The sequence below is a fragment of the Leptothoe sp. LEGE 181152 genome, assembly GCF_032906605.1.
Lineage (GTDB): Bacteria > Cyanobacteriota > Cyanobacteriia > Phormidesmidales > Phormidesmidaceae > Leptothoe > Leptothoe turfae.
In genome coordinates, this window is the sequence record NZ_JASATU010000004.1 from 48,008 (window position 1) to 65,174 (window position 17,167).

At 46.3% G+C, this 17,167-nt stretch carries 15 protein-coding genes; 6 read left to right on the forward strand and 9 right to left on the reverse strand.

Annotated features, from left to right (window positions below; translation table 11 throughout):
* The first annotated feature begins 11 nt into the window (after positions 1–11).
* Positions 12–1,154 (forward strand): hypothetical protein, encoded by a 1,143-nt coding sequence (locus QGP82_RS02160; RefSeq protein WP_499056880.1) that lies wholly within the window; start codon positions 12–14, stop codon positions 1,152–1,154.
* Here the strand turns inward: QGP82_RS02160 and QGP82_RS02165 are convergent.
* On the reverse strand, positions 1,133–2,236 hold the full coding sequence (locus tag QGP82_RS02165) for a fatty acid desaturase (protein ID WP_163664784.1): 1,104 nt from the start codon (positions 2,234–2,236) through the stop codon (positions 1,133–1,135). The genes QGP82_RS02160 and QGP82_RS02165 overlap by 22 nt on opposite strands.
* A 316-nt stretch (positions 2,237–2,552) precedes the next feature.
* Here QGP82_RS02165 and QGP82_RS02170 point away from each other — a divergent pair, with 316 nt between their 5' ends.
* On the forward strand, positions 2,553–3,524 hold the full coding sequence (locus tag QGP82_RS02170) for an NAD-dependent epimerase/dehydratase family protein (RefSeq protein WP_499056881.1): 972 nt from the start codon (positions 2,553–2,555) through the stop codon (positions 3,522–3,524).
* A gap of 4 nt (positions 3,525–3,528) precedes the next feature.
* Here the strand turns inward: QGP82_RS02170 and QGP82_RS02175 are convergent, their stop codons facing one another.
* The gene (locus QGP82_RS02175; RefSeq protein ID WP_499056882.1) at positions 3,529–3,849 is read right to left on the reverse strand and encodes a DUF433 domain-containing protein; all 321 of its coding nucleotides are present in this window, start codon (positions 3,847–3,849) and stop codon (positions 3,529–3,531) included.
* A gap of 290 nt (positions 3,850–4,139) precedes the next feature.
* Positions 4,140–4,715 carry a hypothetical protein gene (locus QGP82_RS02180; protein ID WP_499056883.1) on the reverse strand — a complete coding sequence of 192 codons (576 nt, stop codon included), beginning with the start codon at positions 4,713–4,715 and terminating at the stop codon, positions 4,140–4,142.
* Positions 4,716–5,448: 733 nt separating this feature from the next.
* Between QGP82_RS02180 and QGP82_RS02185 the strand changes: the two genes are divergently transcribed.
* Positions 5,449–6,918, forward strand: a complete 1,470-nt coding sequence (locus QGP82_RS02185) for a P-loop ATPase, Sll1717 family (RefSeq protein WP_499056885.1) — start codon at positions 5,449–5,451, stop codon at positions 6,916–6,918.
* A 198-nt stretch (positions 6,919–7,116) separates the two neighbouring features.
* On the opposite strand, the gene QGP82_RS02190 is transcribed toward QGP82_RS02185, so the two are convergent.
* From QGP82_RS02190 to cpcD/petH, 6 genes are all read right to left on the reverse strand, one after another.
* The gene (locus QGP82_RS02190; RefSeq protein ID WP_499056886.1) at positions 7,117–7,815 is read right to left on the reverse strand and encodes an ABC transporter ATP-binding protein; all 699 of its coding nucleotides are present in this window, start codon (positions 7,813–7,815) and stop codon (positions 7,117–7,119) included.
* 50 nt (positions 7,816–7,865) lie between these two features.
* The gene (locus QGP82_RS02195; protein WP_499056887.1) at positions 7,866–9,107 is read right to left on the reverse strand and encodes an FtsX-like permease family protein; all 1,242 of its coding nucleotides are present in this window, start codon (positions 9,105–9,107) and stop codon (positions 7,866–7,868) included.
* Between the two features lie 244 nt (positions 9,108–9,351).
* Positions 9,352–9,858, reverse strand: a complete 507-nt coding sequence (locus tag QGP82_RS02200) for a GrpB family protein (protein ID WP_499056888.1) — start codon at positions 9,856–9,858, stop codon at positions 9,352–9,354.
* Between the two features lie 19 nt (positions 9,859–9,877).
* The gene (gene prmC / locus QGP82_RS02205; RefSeq protein ID WP_499056889.1) at positions 9,878–10,879 is read right to left on the reverse strand and encodes a peptide chain release factor N(5)-glutamine methyltransferase; all 1,002 of its coding nucleotides are present in this window, start codon (positions 10,877–10,879) and stop codon (positions 9,878–9,880) included.
* Complete coding sequence (locus tag QGP82_RS02210) at positions 10,839–12,140, reverse strand: homoserine dehydrogenase (protein ID WP_163664768.1); 1,302 nt, start codon at positions 12,138–12,140, stop codon at positions 10,839–10,841. The genes prmC and QGP82_RS02210 overlap by 41 nt, the downstream gene beginning before the upstream one ends.
* Before the next feature lie 116 nt (positions 12,141–12,256).
* Positions 12,257–13,453 (reverse strand): bifunctional rod-capping linker CpcD/ferredoxin--NADP reductase PetH, encoded by a 1,197-nt coding sequence (cpcD/petH, locus tag QGP82_RS02215; RefSeq protein WP_163664766.1) that lies wholly within the window; start codon positions 13,451–13,453, stop codon positions 12,257–12,259.
* A 560-nt stretch (positions 13,454–14,013) separates the two neighbouring features.
* On the opposite strand from cpcD/petH, the gene psbD reads away from it, so the two are divergent.
* From psbD to QGP82_RS02230, 3 genes are all read left to right on the forward strand, one after another.
* The gene (psbD, locus tag QGP82_RS02220; protein ID WP_006518024.1) at positions 14,014–15,072 is read left to right on the forward strand and encodes a photosystem II D2 protein (photosystem q(a) protein); all 1,059 of its coding nucleotides are present in this window, start codon (positions 14,014–14,016) and stop codon (positions 15,070–15,072) included.
* Positions 15,056–16,435 (forward strand): photosystem II reaction center protein CP43, encoded by a 1,380-nt coding sequence (gene psbC, locus QGP82_RS02225; RefSeq protein WP_163670610.1) that lies wholly within the window; start codon positions 15,056–15,058, stop codon positions 16,433–16,435. Before psbD ends, psbC begins: the two co-directional genes overlap by 17 nt.
* A 214-nt stretch (positions 16,436–16,649) precedes the next feature.
* Entirely contained in the window at positions 16,650–17,084 is a 435-nt protein-coding gene (locus QGP82_RS02230) for a pentapeptide repeat-containing protein (protein ID WP_225920346.1), read from the forward strand.
* The last annotated feature ends 83 nt before the right edge of the window (positions 17,085–17,167 follow it).

Genomic DNA, 17,167 nt, shown 5'->3' on the forward strand with positions numbered 1-17,167 from the left:
CTTTCCCAGCTATGCGTAATTTTTCCATCAAGACGGTCACTACCGCCAAAGACAAAGCTGACTTTCTCGCGGTCCCATCTTACGTATACCGCAATAACCCCCATTGGGTTGCCCCCATCGAGTCGAGTACGGCTAAAAAGTTTTCAGAGAAGAATTCATTTTTTCAATACGGCAAGCTACAGCAGTTTGTTGCGTACCACAATGAACAGCCTGTAGGTCGAGTTGTTGCGGCTGTTAATGATCGCCTGATTGAACGTGAAGGTAAATCGGTTGGGCTCATGGGCTTTTTTGAATGCGTCGACAATCACAACATCGGTCAGGCACTACTAGATGAAGCTACCAACTGGCTCAAACAGCAGGGCATGACTGTAGCTCGCGGTCCCATTGATCTATCGACCCATAATAACTGTTGTTTTTTGGCAGATGGGTTTGATTCGGACCCGATGCTGATGATGCCCTATAACCCTCAGTATTATCTGGATATCATGGAGGCCAACGGCTGGCACAAGGCTAAGGATGTCTACGCCTATGATTTACCGCTGGATCAACCTTTACCCGACAGCTTTGAACGGGGTTATAAGATCGCGCAGAAAGCTGGCATTAAGTTTCGCACCATCCATACTAAAGGCAAAGCATTTGAGCAAGACTGTCGTCAAATTTACGAGCTGTTCACCACAGCATTTGCCCATAACTGGAGTTCTAGTGCCCGCACTGAAGAGGAGTTTATGGTGGAGGCGCGGGAGCTGCAGACTCTGGTAGATACGGATATTTTCGTGATTGCAGAAGACCCGAAAAAAGACTCCGACAACAAAATGGTTGGCTTTTTTATGGCTCTGCCGGATTACAACATTGCCCTTAAGCATGTGAAGGGCAAGCTTAATATTTTTGGTATTCTCAAATTTCTTTGGTTCCGTCGCAAGATTGACCAAGCAAGGGTTTTGGCTATTTGTACGCTACCGGAATACAGTCGCAACATGGTGGCGTTGGCAGTGGTGTATTTAGGCATGAAGGGGGGCACAGAGAAAAATCCCCCCTATAAGCGTTCCGAACTGTCTTGGGTCTATGAGGACAACATGCGATCGCGAAACATCATTGAAAGCACCGGAGCCACCATCTACAAAACCTATCGAATTTACGAAAAGGTATTAGCCTGATCACGGTGAAATGCCTCGATAGATACTAATTTATTAGCATCAGAATCCCACAAAATAAACTGAGCGCAGTCCAACACTTCGCTCATCTTAATTGTCTTTGAATCTAAAAGAAGATGATTATTTTTCTGATGGCATGCCTTCAGATTGTAATTAGGAATTCTTTCAGAAAGATGATGGATATTGTGATAGCTAATATCAGCCGTAAACCACTTTAAAATAGTGGGCAATTCTAAATAACTACTGCCTTCAATAGCCCCCGTTAAATAGTCCCAGCCTTCCGTTTTGTGGGCATAGGCTCCATCAAAATTGTGCTGAACAAAAAAGACATTGATAAAAATTGCCGCTGAGAGCGTCAGTACAGCGGAGTAAATTCCCAAGAAAAATCCTGTCCCTAGCCAACGACAAAGTAAAAACCAGCTACTAACCACAAAAATATTGTTGAGCAAGATATCCCAAAACTCAGCAGCTGTAGACCAATGCTTCGGTTGATGGGAAGAAAGTATAGCCGACCAGCTCGTTTTAGGCGTAGACCTTAAGCAACTAAAGCCATGACAAATAAAATCATAAATACCCAAAACGAAAATTATTCTGGGTTTAAAGGCTAGATAGAAAAAGCCACCAGGAAATGCCATCAATGGATGTCTAAGCATCCTATATAAATTTTGCTCTGATGGAGTCAGCTGAGCATACTCTTTAGTCGATAAGAAATCGCCAATGCCTCGATATCGCTCCCAATCACCATTGGTTTTGTGGTGATACGCATGGTCTCGCGACCACCAATATTGGGGCATCGCATTAACAAGACCAAAAATAAAGCCAACGACTCGATTGACTTTTTTAGACCGAAAAAGTGAGTAATGTCCACAATCATGCATTAAAGAAAAGCAGCGCAATGAGAAAAGTACTAAAAGAATGATGATTGGAGGTATGAGCCAAATATAGATTTTGGCAACTTTTACGGCTAAAACCCATAGAAGAATGTATGGAATCAGCGTGTTTAAGACCTGATATGTAGCACGCCAATTATTGCTCTGCATATAGGGAGTCAGAACAAAGTCAGACTTTTCAATTGTTGTTTTCATTCAATGGGATACTCTAAAAGCATCCTGCTTTAGGTAAATATGTAAAGTAGAAAAGCAATCTTTTATTCAGCGTTTTTTTGGTTTTAGGTAAACCAAAACTACTCATTTGAATAAATGAAATTAGTGATGATGGCTGAGTTATTAGTTCAACGTTGTCTTAGCTGTCTCATCTTAGCTGCTTTATTAATGCAGCTGTGTCGGTTGTACAATCCATAAAAACGACGAGATTTCCGTTACGATAACAGCTTAAGCCCAGAGTCACTGGCATTAGATCCCTTGGGTTCATCAGGTTTACTAAAAAGCATCAAGCAAACGCATGAAAGCACTTGTTACAGGAGCAAATGGCTTCACTGGTTCCCATTTAGTTAAGCTGCTCAGCTCCCAGGGGCATAAGGTCATTGGCTTAGTTCGCCGCACGAGCGATCTGTCACGGCTCGCAAACATGGATATTGAACTAGCTTACGGTGACATTACTGATGCAGCAATACTTAGTCAGGCGATGGCAGGGGTGGATGTGGTGTTTCACATTGCTGCTTGTGTTGATTTGGGTATTGTGGATGCGGCCAGGATGGAGCGGGTGAATGTGGAAGGGACTCGTACAGTCTTGGGGGCGATCAGGGTTCAAGATCATCCTCCCAAACTGATCTATTGCAGCACCATTGGCATCTATGGTGATACGGCTGGTCAGGTGATTGATGAGACCTATCAACGTACGCAAACAGGATTTTCGTCTGCCTATGATGAGACGAAGTACAAGGCGCAGCAATTGGTGAATCAGCATGTAACCGATGGGTTTGCGGCGGTAAGTTTGATGCCGGGGGGAATTTTTGGAGCGGATGATCCGCACTTTGGGCCGGTGATTAAGTTGTTTTTGAAGGGGCGGCTGCCATTGTGGCCGGGGTGCGATCGCATCACCGGCATTGTCCATGTGGACGACCTTGTCCAGGCCATGGTTTTGGCTGCGGAAAAAGCTCCCTCTGGCGAACATTTCATCATCTCTGCCGGAGAACTATCCATTGGCGAAATGTTCAAGATTCTAGGCGATGGAGTCGGGGTAAGCGCTCCAGCTGATGCACCCAAACCATTGGTTAGAGCCATTGGCGGTATTTTGGACCCCATTGGCAAGCTATTTTCCTGGAATGCGCCTCTAAATAATGAGTTAGTCCACTATATCTACGATCGCTGTGTCCGCATCAGTGGTGAAAAAGCCATGCGAGATCTGGGTTGGCAGCCTCGCTCAGTGCCTGAAATTCTGACCGATATTGCCAATGAGCTGACAGCTATATAGATTCCTATTTACGGGCTAGCAGTCTATCACGAATGCCATTGGGGTCTAAGCGAGCTTCGTTTAACTTTTGGGCTGCTTGAGCATGACTCTGGCGTTCTACTAAATATTCATCAACCATCTGATGATGATTTAAGTAGAAGGCAATTGTGGCATATATATCGGCTAGCCTCAGTACCGGATAGCGATAGGCAATTTCTTCGGCAGTTGTGCCTTGCTTAAAAACGTTCACCACAGTGTCCAAAGTAACCCGAGTTTTACCAACCAGGACAACACCATCAGTATTTAGCTCTAAGGGGGGCAGACCCGCAGTGATTACAAATGCCATTTGAATACTCTGGTTCTTTGTATAGATCCTAGCAAGTGTGAGTCAGACAGCAATTGAGTAGAACAATAATACTATGTCTAAATATGTCTAAGCGGCTAGCAAGTAAGCGTGCGATCTTATTATCAGCATTACCCATAGTGAGCTAGTCCACTATATCTATGACCGCTGTGTCCGCATCAGTGATGAACAAGCTATGCGAGACCTGGGTTGGCGGCCCCGCTCAGTGGCTGATATTTTGACAGGCATTGCGAAAGAGCTGCAGGTCGTTAAGTAGCAGCCCTATCCCTTGTCTATTCCACAGACCACGTCCAAACTTTTGGCGTATCTTCCGATGTGGTAACAACCACCACAAAGACTAATCCGTCTCGCTCAATGAACTCCATGCGGCACAGCCCCAAACCCGTGCCTGCACAGTCACGAATCTCTTCATAACCAGCATCATAGAGAGATTTAACGGCTATATTTTCTAAATTAGCGGGGGGTACAGTCTTAGGAGCCCAGATATCGCCAATAATCAGGCTGCGGGCATCTTCATAGTCCATGCCCACCACTAAACCATCCACAATTTCTGGCAGCACGTTACCATTGGCATCGGTTCGATTGGTGAACGCATCACTGGGGTCAATCTCAGAGTCTGGCTCAGTAGGAAGAGATGCTTCAGTTTCTGATTCAGTCGATAACGGATCAGCGGAAGCATCAGCAATGTCTGTAGCAGGATCCGATGCTGACTCTGCCAGTTCTTGGGTGTCTGGCTCGGTCGATGCTTCAGATTGTTCCGCGACCGTCGTGGCCGTACAGCTTGCCAGCGCTACCAAAAGGCTCAGTCCACCCATCAGCTGAGCAATCTTCCAACTTTTTTGACTCATCGTTTCAACAATTCGTTATGGAGTGCAAATAAAATCTTCGAACATAAAACAGCCGCGTCGGTTAGAGCTTAAGACGCAGCTATGATTATTCCCTGCTACATCGGGGTAGCTAGTTTTTTCGCTCAACACCCTGCAAGAAATTGAGCAAAATCGAGTTTTTTTTAGTGCCCCCCTTAAATTCATAAAGTATCAGAGTGAGGTAAAGCTAATCGTTTGGCTCATGTTTATTGGCTAAAAATCGATCTCACAAATGCCATTGGGATCTGAGCAAAATTCGTTAAGTTTTTGTACTTCCCGTGCAGAAACAGCTCTCTCTATCAAACATTTCATCATCTCCGTTAGGGAGTTATTCATTAGCGAAACGTTCAAAATTCTAGGTAATACTGCAGGGGTAAAAGCTCCAGCCTATCAACTTAAACTACTAGTCCGAATCATTAGTAGAATCCAAGAGCCTATTAGTAATTTTTTTCTTAAAATGCGCTTCTGAATGATGAGCTAGTTCACTGCATCTTAACCGCTATGTTCGCATCTATAACCACTGTGGCTGAATTATTGGGGAGAAAGCAATGCGAACTCTGGGACAACAACCCTGTTTAGCAGCTGAAATTCTGACCAGCATTGCAGGCGAGCTCACAATTACTGAATCATGATTTGAATATCAAATTAATTTGATGAGTGATGGTGATTATCAAACCTTGGCTATACTAGCGTGAGCCATTTATCTTCGATCAATATGTATACTCCTTTGAAAATCAAATTGAGTGATAAAAGTCTTTTTGGTAATGATGCTGGAGAAGATGAAGTACCTGAAGTACTAGATTCATACTTTATTGATTTAGATGATTTTCAAGACTTTTATGATCCAAACAATCGGCTTTGCGTTGTTAGTGCTCGCAAAGGAATGGGAAAGTCAGCACTTCTTTCAAGACTTCAATATAAGCTAGAAACTGATATTAGCAATAGTCCAATTGTTGTTAAAACTACAGGCAATGACTTACTTGGCTTAGGTGAATTTGAAGATAAAGATCAGGCATATCTTGAGAACTACTGGCGTCAAATAATATGCAAGCAAATAAATATAGAAATAGGCAAAAGAATTGGCTTCGCTTTCACACATGAATCTATGTCTATGGTTGAAGCTGCGGAACTTGAGGGAATCAAAAACAAGAATATTGTTGGTGCCCTTATAACTAGAATTCAAAGCAAAATACCTTTGTTAGATGTAGCGATACAAGATTCGGTACCTAGTAATTGGAAAGAACTACTGTCCAGCTACAATGCGAAAAACAAAAATACAGATGTTTGGCTTTTAATAGATGACATTGACGCTAAATTCATAAATAGTGAAGAGTATCAGATCAGAGTGAGTTCTTTCTTTTCAGCTATTCGATCTTTGGCGACAGATTTAAAGAACTTAAAAATTCGATCTACTGTACGAAGTGATGTATGGAATAGCCTTAGTCATATTGAAGATCTAGATAAATGGGAGCAATATATCATTGAGATTAACTGGACTCGTGCGCAACTTCAAAATATGCTTGCGAAAAGAATCCACTCATATGTTAGGCGCAACCATCCTAATTCAAAAGAGGTTGAGTATGATTTTCAAAGAAATCACGGATCTTTATTTAAGTTGGTTTTTACATTTCCTATGAGATGGGGAAATAAAGACGGCTCTCCTTTTGTCCCTATAAAAACTCTTTCTAACAATCGCCCTAGATGGATGGGACAGCTATGTCGTATGGCTGCAAAACAGACTCATAAAACTAAATTTAACAGGGTTGGAATCCAACAAATTTCAGATGTTATGGAAACATTTGGCAAATTTCGAAAAAACGATCTTATAAAGGAACATGATCATCAATTCAGTGACTTAGATAATTTAATTGATGCTTTTCGAGCTGGGAAAGCTAGGTACAAATATACTGAACTAACCCTTTTACTTCAGTATAAATATATAGTAAAAAGAGGAGATAGCAAAGTACCTGATGTTGACTCTTTCCCATACTCAGAACCTGAACAATTAGGAGCCTTTCTTTATAAAATAGGCTTCCTTTCTAACTCTGCCGGAGATAGTATCAATTTTACAAATTTTTGTGATGATCCAGATTTATTCACCACTGATAAAAATAGAAACGATGAACTTATCTGGGAAGTCCATCCAAGCTATAGAACCTATTTGAGAATTGGTCTAAGATCCTAAAAAATCATCCTCAAGAACACCTTTAGAGTCGATGATTTATTTTGAAAGTTTTATATAGATTAGCTATTACCTAATAGAGCATGATTTTCAAGTTCTTAAGAAAAGTTTCGACTTGAGAAACATTAGTCATAGCAGCTAATATTTTACACAATACCTCTACCAAAGCTTAACAATAGAATGAAATCAATTAAAGCTTCCTCAGTGCAATCCAGTAACTAAACTTGATTGCTTGGCTAAAACGCCATCTTCTAAGTAAGTAATCTCATCGGCAGCATCGGTAATGCGTGGATCGTGGGTAATGATCAGCACTGTGCAGCCCTTATTCTTCGCTAAGTACTGCATTAGCTCGATTACATCATGGCCAGTGGCAGAATCCAGTGCCGCTGTGGGCTCATCAGCCATAATTAATTCCGGCTCACCAGCCAGCGCCCGGGCGATCGCAACTCGCTGCTTTTGACCACCCGATAGATCCGCTGGTAAATTATTTGCCCGATCACCTAACCCCACCTGTTTTAGTAAATCAAAAGCTTGTTCTTTGATAGCCAATCCTTTTTTATGCTTGATCTGTAGGGCTAGCTCAATATTTTCCAAAGCAGTGAGGGCAGGAAATAGATTAAAGCTTTGGAAAATAAAGCCGATGTGGTCACGGCGAAAAGCGGTAAGTTCTTTGGGCGATAGCTTTGTAATTTCTTGGCCCAGTAGCTCTACATGCCCGGCTGTAGGCGTCAAAATCCCTGCCAAAATCGATAGCAGCGTCGTTTTTCCAGACCCAGAAGGCCCCATCATCAGTCGAATTTGACCACGGGGAATGGCCAGATCAATGCCCTTGAGCACCTTGGTTTCAGTGGTGCCCGACATAAAGGACATTTGGATGTTATTTGCTGCGATCGCAACCATTAATTCTTAAACTCACACCTCACATTCACGTCTCTCTTCATCTCAGGCGGTTATGCCTTAAACACAATTCCCGGATCCACCCGTGTCACCTTCTGAATCGCAAAAACAGCAGCCCCAACACACATCACAACCGTGATGCCAAATACCCCAAAAGCACTTAGGGGGGTAATCAACACCACAATCCCTTGGGTCGCCGCCGTCCAAGTGCCTATTCCCCAGCACAGCAATAAACCTGGCACATAGCCCAACACCGCCATCCACAGCGACTGCTCTAAAATCACGCTGTAGATATCCCAATCTGAAGCCCCCATAGCCTTGAGGGTGCCAAACTGCCGCAGATTTTCAGAAACCGACGTATACAAAATCTGAGCCACCACTACCATGCCGACAATCACACCGACAATGGCCCCTAACCCTAAGATAAAACCTATGCCCGTACGATTCTGCCAATAGGCCTGGGTGATATTAATCAGTTCATCCTTAGTGAACGCCTTAGTTCCCGACAGAGAAGACTCTATGCGTTGCTTGAGAGTTTGTAAATTTTCCCCCGGCTCAGCTTTGATCAAAATGTAGGTCACCGGAGAATCTGAGCTGAGCGGTTCTGGATCACCCACATCAGCACTCGCCGCATCTGGATCACGCTGATAGGCATTCACACAGGTAATATCACCATTCCCAAGCTGACAGGTTAATCCAGCCGAAAACCCAGAACTAATATAGGCATTGGCATTCAACAAAGATGTGAAAACAAATTTGCTAGAAACCAGAGATTGGGTATCCTGGGTCAAGCCGACTACCATGACCGGCAACTGACGAATGCGAGCCGTATCTCCCACACCATCAATCCGAAATGAACGCATATTGGTGCGGTCAATCAACGCTGAATAGGGAGCACTTAAAGCTTTCAGTGTTGCATCGGAAACCTCACCGGGACGAAATAGTTGTCCATTGGGGTCAAACCCAAACACCCGTAGCGTTGTCAGATTACCGTCCGCATACCAGCGGCCTGACCCCATGATGAGTGCCTCTGCACGGGCTATCCCTTCAATTGATTGGGCCCGCTGAACCTGCACATAGGGAAACGGTTCAGTGAGCTCAAAGTTAACGATATTTTCTGACGCAACCCAAATATCGGCAGCCGAATTATCAATCAGCAGCGTTGTCGATCGAGTAAACCCCTTAAGGATACCAGTTTGGATTGTGACCAAACTGACGGCAAACATAATACCGGCTTGGGCCACCAGAAACCGTGGTAGGTCTTTGAGTAGATTTTTACGGGCTAACGAAACCATAGTCCACACAGGCCGTTGCTGATTTACAAGATGAATCGATCTGAAATAAGTGCTATTGATCAGGAACTTCCAGATCAAATCCTCCTCAGGATCAGCAACGCTCACGCTAGTAAAGCAGTCGCCCTCAGTGCAACCATTCTAGCGGGAAACCAATCAGCAAAGGCTTACACGGGATAGAAACCAAACTGTCCTACACCTCATCAAGCCATAGGTTCTGAGCAAGCGGTCGCATCAGACCCTATGATTATTTGGCCATCTCCAAAACTCGTTGAATAAAGGGCCATTTTGCTTGGGTATAGGCCTCGCGATCATAGTGATAACGTTCAGCTAACGCCTGTTTTAAGGCAGCGTAGTCGCTAGCGATCGCACGGTTAGAACGAAGCAAATCCCGAAACCGAATTCGCTCTTGCCACAGCTCACTTTCATAGGGAATTAAGTGGAGGTGGTGTGTCCGCACAGCATCGGATGGTTTACAGAACCAATGCATGACATCCGGTTTATAGGGAAAATATTGATAGCCGTTCCTGGTCAACACATCAATTGCTGGCCTTGAAACCTCCAGCGATTTCACCCCAAACATGATGTCAATCACTGGTTTTGCCAAAAGGCCTGACACGGCAGTGCTGCCCACATGCTCAACACTGCCCCAAAGCCAATGACCAATGACCTCTATCAAGAAGGCTTTTTCAGCTTTAAACTTGGCGGGCCATTCAAGATCATAGGCCGAAAGTTCTACTGGAGCTGATGCCATGATTTATGAGCATGTTGGATTACTTAAAAACTCTAGCTGGTTTCAACATTGCCGGGATCCAAGGACTAAATGTCGCTGAGATAAATCGCTCAATGCCAGCTAAATCTGGGTGAATCTGAATGTCCTTATAGATATCTGTAGCTGCCAGCATAGCGGCAATGGTTTGCGCCTGTCCCTGCATATGTTCTGTCAACCACAGACCACCGGGCTGCAAAAATTTTGGAGCTTTCGCTATGAGCAGACGAATATCCTCTAACCCATCATTTCCACCATCTAAGGCCCGATGGGGTTCATGGTTAGTGACTTCAGGCTCTAAATCCAGCACCATCTGACTTGGAATATAGGGCGGATTAGTAATCACACCAGACAACTTGCCACGCCAATCCCTTAACGGCTCAAGCCAGTTGCCTTGATGAAACTCAAGATTGTTAGCTCCATTGCGCTGGGCATTTTGACGAGCAACCTGCAAAGCCTCTGAACTAATATCAACAGCTAGTACCTGGGCATCGGGGAAGGCTTTGGCGATTGCGATCGCAATCGCCCCACTCCCTGTCCCCAAATCAGCCCAAACCATAGGCTCTGGAAGATTTTTGTTCTGCTTTACCCACGCCTGCATAATCTCCACCATCAGCTCCGTTTCAGGCCGAGGTATTAACACATCTGGTGTCACCGTCAGCATTAAATCCCGCCACGGCGTCTCACCCACCAGATATTGCACCGGTACTCGTTCGGTCAAACGGCGCTGCCACTGCTGAGTTAACCAATCCAGTGAATGCCGCAAAGGCACAACCCGATCTCGATACAGCCCTAAGCTTAGTTCCGACGGGCTCAGGCTGCTAACTCCCTGCAAAAACCAGTCCACCTCGTACAAAGGGACATTGTTTTTTTGGGCATCAGATCGAGCCTGCAATATCCACGTATACAGAACGTCCCCAGGAACAGCTTCAAACGCCTTATCTTCCATCGCACAGACGTTCTGTCTATCCCAAAACTCGCAAAACGCTGGCAATGGAATCCACATCCGCTGAATCTTTGAGAACAGCAATAGCCTTCTGGAACTCGCCTTCCCGCACTTCATGGGTGACGATCACGAGTTCTGCCAAACTGTCCTGCAAACCAATCTGCACGATGGATTCGAGACTCAGATGATGTCTACCAAAAATTTCGCCTAAATGGCCAATGACTCCAGGCCGATCCTTCACCATTAGCCGCAGGTAAAAGCGACTTTCCAATTCCTCCATCGGACTAATGGTCTTATAGTCGCTGTAGGCATGGCTTAACAGCGGATTCGGTAGTTTTTCTTCAGCCGGAGACTCCATGTGGAGAGTGGCGGCAATGGCCATCACATCCGACACGATGGCACTGGCGGTAGGACCTTCTCCTGCACCTGGCCCGTAGAGCATGACTTGGCCAATGGGGTCACCTTCAACGAGTACTGCATTGTTAACATCGTTGACACTGGCTAGGGGATGCTTGAGCGGTACTAGTGTAGGGTGAACACGGAGTTGGATAGTGTCAGCGTTGGGGTTTTGTTTTGCGATCGCAAGCAGCTTGATCACGAATCCTAAGGTTTTCGCATAATCCACATCCGATGCACTGACATTGCGAATACCTTCCGTAAAGACATCCTCGCGGCGGATTTTTCCTCCAAAGGCAATGGACGCCAAAATGGCAATCTTATCAGCTGCATCTAGACCATCTACATCAGCAGTCGGGTCAGCCTCTGCATAGCCCAGGGCCTGAGCATCCGCCAAAATCGGAGCAAAGTCCCCCCCCTCTGACTGCATGCGAGTCAATATATAGTTGGTGGTTCCATTAATAATGCCAGTGACCGCATCGATCCGGTTTACCCCAAGCGCCTGCTGCAACGGTTGAATAACAGGAATTCCGCCACCTACAGCCGCTTCATAGAGCACGTACACACCCGCTTTTTTGGCAGCTTCAGCAATCTCATTCCCATATCGAGAGATGATAGCTTTATTAGCCGTCACCACGTGCTTGCCATCCTCAATCGCCTCCAAAATCAGTGACCGAGCAGGCTCTAATCCCCCAATGACTTCCACCACAATATCGATATCGGGATCAGTCACTATTGCTTCGAGGTCAGTGGTTAAACACATCTCTGGTAAATTAACTGACCGAGGCTTATCCAAAGAACGTACACCCACCTTATGAATTTCTAAGGTTTGTAGCAACGGATGACGCTGGGCCGCGTCTAACAAAATTTTGGCCGTACCAGTGCCTACCGTACCCAGACCCAATAATCCAACCTTGAAAACCAATGTGCTATCCCGCTCGATTTACCACAAATTATTGTAAAAGCCAGGGAACCGTCAGACTCACCTGGCTTTTACATAATATTTATTTGGATGTTGCTACCCGACCAAGTCAGTAAGACTTAGTAAGTCTCAACATGCCAGCGATGGGCTTTCTTCATACCTTTACGGTAATCAGTCCAATCAGTACCGGTCTTAGCCGCTGCTGCTGTTAACGCCTCATCGATACCGCCTTCCATACCGCGCAAACCGCAGATGTAAACATGGGTCTTCTCCTCCTGAATCAGACTCCAAAGTTCATCAGCGTACTCGGCAATACGGTGCTGGATATACATACGACCACCTTCGGAGTTTTGCTGCTCACGACTAATGGCGTAGGTTAAACGGAAGTTGTCAGGATACTGGGCCTGCATCTCTTCCAGCTCTTCCTTATACAGAATATTAGGCGTCTTAGGCACACCAAAGAACAACCAGGCAAATCCATTAAACGTATAGTCAGGATTTGCTTCACGCTCTTTATCTTTAAACATGCGCCACAGATAGGCACGGAAAGGAGCAATACCTGTCCCTGTCCCCATCATGATCACCTTGGCATCAGGATCGTCAGGCAACAACATCTCTTTACCAACAGGGCCAGTAATCTTTACCTTTGTACCAGGCTCTAGATTACAGAGATAGGTAGAGCAAACACCGTTGATCGTTTCACCGCTCTCAGGATGATTATAGGTAAGCTGACGAACGCAAAGGGATACGGTCTTATCGTCTACATCATCCCCATGGCGAGTAGATGCGATGGAGTATAACCGCAGCTTATGGGGCTTACCATTCTCATCAGTACCCTCAGGAATGATACCGATACTTTGGCCTTCCACATAGGCCAAATCACCTTCAGACAGATCAAATTTAATATGCTGAACGAGGCCAATACCACCGTCTGCCACTAGGGCTTCGTTGGATAGGCATTCACCCAGGTAAGGCGTCTTGGGCTTGTAAATATTAATCGGTACATTAGCACCGGGTTTCTTAGCTTTAGCTTTGGTTTCGGCCATGGGTTTCTTTGCTGCAGGTGCTACTTGAGCCACAGGCACGGTTGGCATATCGCCATTTGCTGGACGAATGCTAACAATTTCACCCCCCATACGCATGATGCGCCGCGTTTCTTCGGCCATACGCTGATAAGGGACTGTAACGAAGGTGCTCCCGCTCTGACGCACGGGTGCTATGCTCCCGGCAATTGAGCCTAGGCCTTTGACCTCATATATAAACAGACGGTTACCAGAAATACTGACACTACCGCCGATGACGCTCGAATTATACATGCGCTGAACTTTTAGTATCTCCTAACCCTTCAGACAGTGGCTTAACCACCCATCTGAAACTAATCATCCATCTAGCGTATCATTCTGAGCGAAGTGTTCTGATACATAAGAGCAGTGACTGAGGAGCCCCCTATCGATACATAGGCAAAGTTAACCTTACGCTGTAGCTCACCCTGTACCCTACCGAAGATAATCGGATCGAAACTATAAAATACGATGCATTTATATGATGTCTTTGGCTTTCTGAGAAGCGCAAATGATGACTTTATCAGGTAAACGCCCCTAAACTTGACATAAAAATTTACAAAATATTCTCAGAAAATAGCTCAAGCTCCCTTGGTCTCGTCATTTTGAGATTCTGCCAAATCTGAGAAGTACGTGACAGATTGTAAAAAAACGAAAGTCTATTTATCATAAAGTACAGGCCAAGATCCTACCTGATGGCGATTACGGCCATCCTATGGGTGGGTGCTTGTGACATCCCCATGTCCTCAAAGGGTTGTTTATATATTCCCAACCCTTTATCTATAGGACTTGATGCCATACTAAGAGGATTTGAGATGACCATTGCAATGGGCCGTGCTGGAGCCGATCGAGGCGTCTTCGACGTCGTCGATGACTGGCTCAAGCGCGATAGATTTGTCTTTGTTGGTTGGTCCGGTTTGCTGCTGTTCCCCTGTGCCTTCTTGGCCATTGGCGGCTGGCTCACTGGTACCACCTTTGTTACGTCCTGGTACACCCATGGACTCGCATCTTCCTATTTGGAAGGTGCCAACTTCCTGACAGTTGCGGTTTCGTCTCCTGCGGACAGCATGGGCCACTCCCTGCTCTTGCTGTGGGGACCCGAAGCCCAAGGTGACTTCGTTCGCTGGTGTCAAATCGGCGGCCTCTGGGCCTTCGTTGCTCTCCATGGAGCCTTCGCTCTGATTGGCTTCATGCTCCGGCAGTTTGAAGTCGCTCGACTCGTCGGGCTACGTCCTTACAACGCGATTGCGTTCTCAGCTCCCATCGCTGTCTTCGTCTCCGTGTTCTTGATGTACCCCCTCGGCCAGTCCAGCTGGTTCTTTGCTCCCAGCTTCGGTGTGGCCGCTATCTTCCGCTTCTTGCTCTTCTTGCAAGGCTTCCACAACTGGACCCTCAACCCCTTCCACATGATGGGCGTTGCCGGCGTCCTCGGGGGCGCACTCCTCTGTGCCATCCACGGGGCCACCGTGGAAAACACCCTCTTTGAAGATGGCGAAGGCGCTAACACCTTCCGCGCCTTCGAACCCACTCAGGCGGAAGAAACCTACTCCATGGTGACGGCGAACCGCTTCTGGTCTCAGATTTTCGGCATCGCTTTCTCCAACAAGCGTTGGTTGCACTTCTTCATGCTATTCGTCCCCGTCACCGGTCTCTGGATGAGTGCCGTCGGCATCGTCGGTCTCGCCTTGAACCTCCGCGCCTACGACTTTGTCTCCCAGGAAACCCGCGCCGCGGAAGACCCTGAATTCGAAACGTTCTACACCAAGAACATCTTGCTTAACGAAGGTATTCGTGCGTGGATGGCTCCTCAGGACCAGCCCCACGAGAAGTTTGTATTCCCCGAAGAGGTACTGCCACGTGGTAACGCTCTCTAGTAATTACATTTCGGGTCGTGACCAGCAATCCACAGGTTTTGCCTGGTGGTCTGGTAACGCTCGTCTGATTGATCTTTCCGGTAAGCTCCTGGGTGCCCATGTTGCCCACGCTGGTCTTATCGTCCTTTGGGCCGGTGCGATGACTCTATTTGAGGTATCTCACTTTGTGCCCGAGAAGCCCCTTTATGAGCAGGGCTTCATCCTACTGCCTCACATGGCCACCCTTGGCTGGGGTGTAGGTCCTGGTGGTGAAATTGTTGATACATTTCCCTACTTTGTCATTGGTGTACTTCACCTGATTTCTTCTGCAGTTCTAGGTCTAGGCGGTGTTTATCACGCCGTTCGTGGTCCTGAGACGCTTGAGGAGTACTCCAACTTCTTCCAACAAGACTGGAAGGATAAGAATCAGATGACCAACATCATTGGTTATCACTTGATTCTTCTAGGCTGTGGTGCTCTGTTGCTCGTATTCAAAGCCACTCTGTTTGGCGGTGTCTACGACACGTGGGCTCCTGGTGGTGGTGACGTTCGTGTTATCACTAACCCCACCCTTGACCCTGCTGTTATCTGGGGCTACTTGGTTGGCGCTCCCTTCGGTGGTAACGGCTGGATTGTCGGCGTTAACAGCATGGAAGACATCATCGGTGGCCACATCTGGATTGGTCTAATCTGCATCTCCGGTGGTATCTGGCATATCTTAACCAAGCCTTTCGGCTGGGTACGTCGTGCCTTTATCTGGTCTGGTGAAGCTTACCTTTCCTATAGCTTGGGCGCATTGTCCATGATGGGCTTTATCGCTTCCTGCTATGTGTGGTTCAACAACACCGCTTACCCCAGTGAGTTCTACGGTCCTACTAATGCTGAGTCCTCTCAGGCGCAGGCAATGACCTTCTTGGTTCGTGACCAGCGTATGGGTGCCAACATTGGTTCTGCTCAAGGTCCTACTGGTCTTGGTAAGTACCTGATGCGCTCTCCTACTGGTGAGATCATCTTCGGTGGTGAGACTATGCGTTTCTGGGACTTTGATGGTCCTTGGCTATCTCCCCTTCGTGGTACTAATGGTCTTGACCTAGATAAGCTTAAGAATGATATTCAGCCTTGGCAGGTACGTCGTGCTGCTGAGTACATGACTCACGCACCTAACGCTTCCATCAACTCTGTAGGTGGCGTTATCACTGAGATTAACTCTGTTAACTTTGTGAATCCCCGTCAGTGGCTGTCTACGTCTCACTTCGTTCTGGGCTTTTTCTTCTTGGTTGGTCACCTATGGCATGCGGGCCGCGCTCGTGCTGCTGCTGGTGGTTTCGAGAAGGGTATTGACCGTGAAAACGAAGCAGTACTGGGCATGAACGATCTAGACTAGGCCTTAGTCTAAAAATCGTTTATAAAAAGCCTCTGCTCAAAGGCAGAGGCTTTTTATGTTTGGAGGGCTATCTGTAAAATGGCTAAGCCATAGTCACAGGTGCTTAAACGGCTTTAAAATGCATGGTTAGTAATGTTGCGATCGCTAAGTTATGAGGTACTTGAGCTCTGTTTGTTGGAAACGCTGGCTGCTGAGCTGTCTGTTGGTAGGTGTAATGTGTTTAAGCTGGCCCAATACAGCCCAAGCAAAAAACTATGATCGGCAGAGTCTGCGGCAGCAAAGTTTTGCTGGCCAAGATTTACGCGGTAATAACTACACCAGCACCGATATGGCAGAAGCAGACCTGAGCAATACAGACTTGCGCGGTGTGCGCCTATTTGACACCAACCTAACCAAAGCAAACCTAGAAAGTGCCGATATGAGTGGCGCTACTCTGGATGGAGCCCGGTTTATTAGAGCTAATCTTAAAAACGCAATTTTTGAGGGTGCTTACGCGTTTAGCACTGATTTTCGTAAAGCAAACATAGAAGGTGCAGACTTTACAGATGTCGATCTGGATGTCAAAACCAACGACATGCTCTGTGAAGTTGCTACAGGCGTCAATCCGGTTACTGGACGAGCAACCAAAGATACGCTTTATTGCCCTTAACTTAAGAGAACACCAGTTGCTTTCAGCGAGCTACAACTTATTAGCCAAAAACTCATATCAACCAACTCATATCAACCAGAGTT

Excerpts from the sequence above, each read along its gene's own strand:
- QGP82_RS02160 (WP_499056880.1), top strand. The coding sequence starts at position 12 with ATGCGTAATTTTTCCATCAAGACGGTCACTACCGCCAAAGACAAAGCT.
- QGP82_RS02165 (WP_163664784.1), bottom strand. The coding sequence starts at position 2,236 with ATGAAAACAACAATTGAAAAGTCTGACTTTGTTCTGACTCCCTATATG.
- QGP82_RS02170 (WP_499056881.1), top strand. The coding sequence starts at position 2,553 with ATGAAAGCACTTGTTACAGGAGCAAATGGCTTCACTGGTTCCCATTTA.
- QGP82_RS02175 (WP_499056882.1), bottom strand. The coding sequence starts at position 3,849 with ATGGCATTTGTAATCACTGCGGGTCTGCCCCCCTTAGAGCTAAATACT.
- QGP82_RS02180 (WP_499056883.1), bottom strand. The coding sequence starts at position 4,715 with ATGAGTCAAAAAAGTTGGAAGATTGCTCAGCTGATGGGTGGACTGAGC.
- QGP82_RS02185 (WP_499056885.1), top strand. The coding sequence starts at position 5,449 with ATGTATACTCCTTTGAAAATCAAATTGAGTGATAAAAGTCTTTTTGGT.
- QGP82_RS02190 (WP_499056886.1), bottom strand. The coding sequence starts at position 7,815 with ATGGTTGCGATCGCAGCAAATAACATCCAAATGTCCTTTATGTCGGGC.
- QGP82_RS02195 (WP_499056887.1), bottom strand. The coding sequence starts at position 9,107 with ATGGTTTCGTTAGCCCGTAAAAATCTACTCAAAGACCTACCACGGTTT.
- QGP82_RS02200 (WP_499056888.1), bottom strand. The coding sequence starts at position 9,858 with ATGGCATCAGCTCCAGTAGAACTTTCGGCCTATGATCTTGAATGGCCC.
- prmC (WP_499056889.1), bottom strand. The coding sequence starts at position 10,879 with ATGTGGATTCCATTGCCAGCGTTTTGCGAGTTTTGGGATAGACAGAAC.
- cpcD/petH (WP_163664766.1), bottom strand. The coding sequence starts at position 13,453 with ATGTATAATTCGAGCGTCATCGGCGGTAGTGTCAGTATTTCTGGTAAC.
- psbD (WP_006518024.1), top strand. The coding sequence starts at position 14,014 with ATGACCATTGCAATGGGCCGTGCTGGAGCCGATCGAGGCGTCTTCGAC.
- QGP82_RS02230 (WP_225920346.1), top strand. The coding sequence starts at position 16,650 with ATGTGTTTAAGCTGGCCCAATACAGCCCAAGCAAAAAACTATGATCGG.